The sequence below is a fragment of the uncultured Frigoribacterium sp. genome, assembly GCF_963515265.1.
Classification (GTDB): Bacteria; Actinomycetota; Actinomycetes; order Actinomycetales; family Microbacteriaceae; genus Frigoribacterium.
On the sequence record NZ_CAUPYL010000237.1, the window covers coordinates 1 to 3,427 of the forward strand.

General features: G+C 74.0%; 4 protein-coding genes. All 4 read left to right on the forward strand.

Annotated features, from left to right (window positions below):
• Nucleotides 1–685: PH domain-containing protein (locus tag RWM17_RS13210; RefSeq protein ID WP_314104392.1), on the forward strand; the 685-nt coding region annotated here is incomplete at its 5' end.
• Nucleotides 682–1,446 (forward strand): Rossmann-like and DUF2520 domain-containing protein, encoded by a 765-nt coding sequence (locus tag RWM17_RS13215; protein WP_314104394.1) that lies wholly within the window; start codon nt 682–684, stop codon nt 1,444–1,446. The genes RWM17_RS13210 and RWM17_RS13215, both read left to right, overlap by 4 nt.
• A 104-nt stretch (nt 1,447–1,550) precedes the next feature.
• Nucleotides 1,551–3,089: a lysine--tRNA ligase gene (gene lysS / locus RWM17_RS13220; protein ID WP_314104397.1), complete on the forward strand. Its 1,539-nt coding sequence runs from the start codon at nt 1,551–1,553 to the stop codon at nt 3,087–3,089.
• Between the two features lie 90 nt (nt 3,090–3,179).
• Nucleotides 3,180–3,427 (forward strand): hypothetical protein (locus RWM17_RS13225; RefSeq protein WP_314104399.1); only part of this gene is annotated, 248 nt, incomplete at its 3' end.

The following is a 3,427-nucleotide window of genomic DNA, read 5'->3' on the forward strand; positions in this document are numbered from 1 at the left end:
CGCCGGGCCCGGGGTCGCGAAGCCCGCGCTCGCGGAGCCCGCGCTCGCGGAGCCCGCGCGTGCCGTCGTGCACGAGCGCGCCTCGCACACCCTCTCGCTCGTCGAGGACGGCCTGACCTCTCGCGGCAGCGAGGGCGGCTTCACCACCTCGCCCCGACGGGCCGCCGTGCTGCGCGGGTTCTCGTGGCGCCGCAACGGGTTCCGCACGGCTCCTGGCGCCCTGCTGCTGCGCAAGGGAGCGATCTGGCGCGAGCTCGTCGTCGTGCCGCTGCCCCGGATGCAGAGCGTTGGCCTGTCGCAGGGTCCGCTGCTGCGTCGGCTCCGGCTCGCCGCCGTGCACCTGCACACCGTCCAGGGGCCGATCATCGCGACGATCGGCGCGCTCGACCAGGACGACGCGATGGCGTTCTTCGAGGGTGCCGCGCGGGACGCGGTGACCTCGGCTCGCGCCGACCGCACCCACCGCTGGGGCGCCTCCTCGGCCCCTGCCCCTGCTCTCGACCCGGCAGACCCGACCCCCGCCTCCTCGACTCCCGTCGCCCCCGTGGTCGCCCCTGTTCTCACATTTGAGAGTGATCCGTCCTCGGGCAACGATGCGGCCCCGCCGTCGAGCCTCGGCGAACGGGATCTGTCTCCGTTTGCCGATGGACCCCGCGACGCACCTCGAGAGGAGCCGCGCCCGTGAGCCCGCAGCAGAGCGGCCGCCTCGGCGTCGGCGTGATCGGCGCCGGCCACGTCGGGCCGGTGCTCGGCGCCGCCCTGGCCGCCGCGGGCCACGCGATCGTCGGCATCTCGGCCGTGTCCGCGCGGAGCCTCGACCGGGCGGAGGCGATCCTCCCGGGCGTCCCCGTGCTGACGGTCCCCGAGGTCGTCGAGCGCAGCGAGCTCGTGCTGATCGCGGTGCCCGACGACCAGCTCGCCGACCTCGTGCAGGGCCTCGCCGCGACCGGCGTCTGGCAGCCGGGACAGCTCGTCGTCCACACGTCGGCGGCGCACGGCCTCGAGGTGCTGCGGCCGGCTCTCGTCGCGGGGGCGATCCCGCTGGCGATCCACCCCGCGCTCACGTTCACGGGGACCACGATCGACCTCGTCCGGCTCCGCGAGGCCTGGTGCGCCGTGACCGCGCCCGGGCCCGTCCAGCCGATCGGGCAGGCGCTCGTCGTCGAGATGGGCGCGGAGCCCGTGCTCGTCAGCGAGGCCGACCGGCCGCGCTACGCCGAGGCCGTGGCGACCGCCACCGAGTTCTCCGCCGCGATCGTCACGCAGTCGGTCTCGATGCTCGCCGAGCTCGGCGTCCCGGAGCCCGGCCGCCTCATCGCGCCCCTGGTCCGCTCCGCCATGGACCGCGCCCTGGGCGTCGCCGGCGGCTCGAGCGGCCCCGGTACCATCGACATGGCGGCGTTCGACGACCCGCCGTCCCCGTTCGGCGGGGGCCTCGGCGCCTGACGGCTGCGCGCCTCCTCGTCCGCTCGTCGCCGTCGCGGCCCACGCCGCGCCTCCTCGCCTCCCCGTTCTCTCCGTCCCCCACCACCCCGCTGGAGCCCCCGCACATGACCGACGCCCCCGAGACCACCACCCCCTCCGACGACGCGGCCGCCGTGGCCGCCGCCGCGGCCGAGGCGGCTCGCGAGGCCTCCGAGCAGAAGCAGGTGCGGCTCGAGAAGCGCGCCCGGCTGCTCGAGACCGGGCGCGACGCGTACCCGGTGGGCGTCCCGCTGACCGACACGATCCCCGCCGTGCGGGCGCGGCACGCCGAGCTCGAGGCGGGCGCCGAGACCGGCGAGGTGGTCGGCCTGGCCGGTCGCGTCGTGCACGCGCGCAACACCGGCAAGCTCTGCTTCGCGGCGCTGCAGGCCGGCGACGGCTCGCGCATCCAGGCGATGGTGTCGCTGGCCGAGGTGGGCGACGAGTCCCTCGCCGAGTGGAAGGACCTCGTCGACCTCGGCGACCACGTCTTCGTCAAGGGGCAGGTCATCTCGTCGCGCCGCGGCGAGCTGTCGATCATGGTGAGCGAGTGGGCGATCGCGTCGAAGGCGATCCTGCCGCTGCCGAACCTGCACGGCGAGCTCAGCGAGGAGACCCGCGTGCGTCAGCGCTACCTCGACCTGATCGTCCGCGACCAGGCCCGTGCCACGGTGCGCGCCCGCGCCGCCGCGGTCTCGTCGCTGCGCCGCACCTTCGACCAGCACGAGTACCTCGAGGTCGAGACCCCGATGCTCCAGACGATGCACGGCGGCGCGGCGGCGCGTCCGTTCCAGACGCACAGCAACGCGTTCGACACCGAGCTGTTCCTCCGCATCGCGCCCGAGCTGTTCCTCAAGCGCGCCGTCGTCGGCGGCATCGACCGCGTCTTCGAGATCAACCGCAACTTCCGCAACGAGGGCGCCGACTCGACGCACTCGCCCGAGTTCGCGATGGTCGAGGCGTACCAGGCCTACGGCGACTACGAGCAGATGGCCCGGCTCACGCAGCAGCTCGTGCAGGAGGCGGCCCTCGCGGTCGCGGGGACCCACCTCGTCACGCTCGCCGACGGCACCGAGTACGACCTCGGCGGCGAGTGGGCCCGCGTGCCGATGTACGAGTCGCTGAGCGAGGCCGCCGGCGTCGAGGTCACGCCGTCGACGACCGTGTCCGAGCTGCAGCGCCTCGCCGCGACCGTCGACCTGGTCGTGCCGCACGAGACGCACGGCAAGCTCGTCGAGGAGCTGTGGGAGCACTTCGTCAAGCCCTCGCTCGACCGCCCCACCTTCGTCGTCGACTTCCCGGTCGACACGAGCCCCCTCGTCCGCCAGCACCGTTCGAAGCCCGGCGTCGTCGAGAAGTGGGACCTCTACGTGCGCGGCTTCGAGCTCGCCACGGCGTACTCCGAGCTCGTCGACCCGGTCGTGCAGCGCGAGCGCTTCGTCGAGCAGGCCGCGCTCTCGGCCCGTGGCGACGCCGAGGCCATGCGCCTCGACGAGGACTTCCTCCGTGCCCTCGAGCACGGCATGCCGCCGAGCGGCGGCATGGGCATGGGCATCGACCGCCTCCTCATGGCGATCACCGGGCTCGGCATCCGCGAGACGATCCTCTTCCCGCTCGTCAAGTAAGGCCCGTCCCGGGGCGTGTGCGCCTCTTGACCGCCCGAGTTTGTGTCAGTACGTTGGTACGAAGCTGATACAAAAACCCGGGAGGGCTCGATGTTCTGGATCTACCTGCTCCTCGTCGCGTCGCTGGTCGTCATCGCCGTCGACACGGCATCGCCCCGTCGCCACGGGGCACAGCTCGCGAAGCTCGCCGCCCGCATGAACCTCCCGGTGACCCCCGAGGTCGAGCCGCTCGTCCGCGCCCGGCTCCGCCGCCGTGCCTGGGGCGTGGGACTCGGCGGCGGCGTGGTCGTCGCGGCGGCGCTCACGGCCGGGCTGCTGTCGCCCGAGCTGCGCCAGTC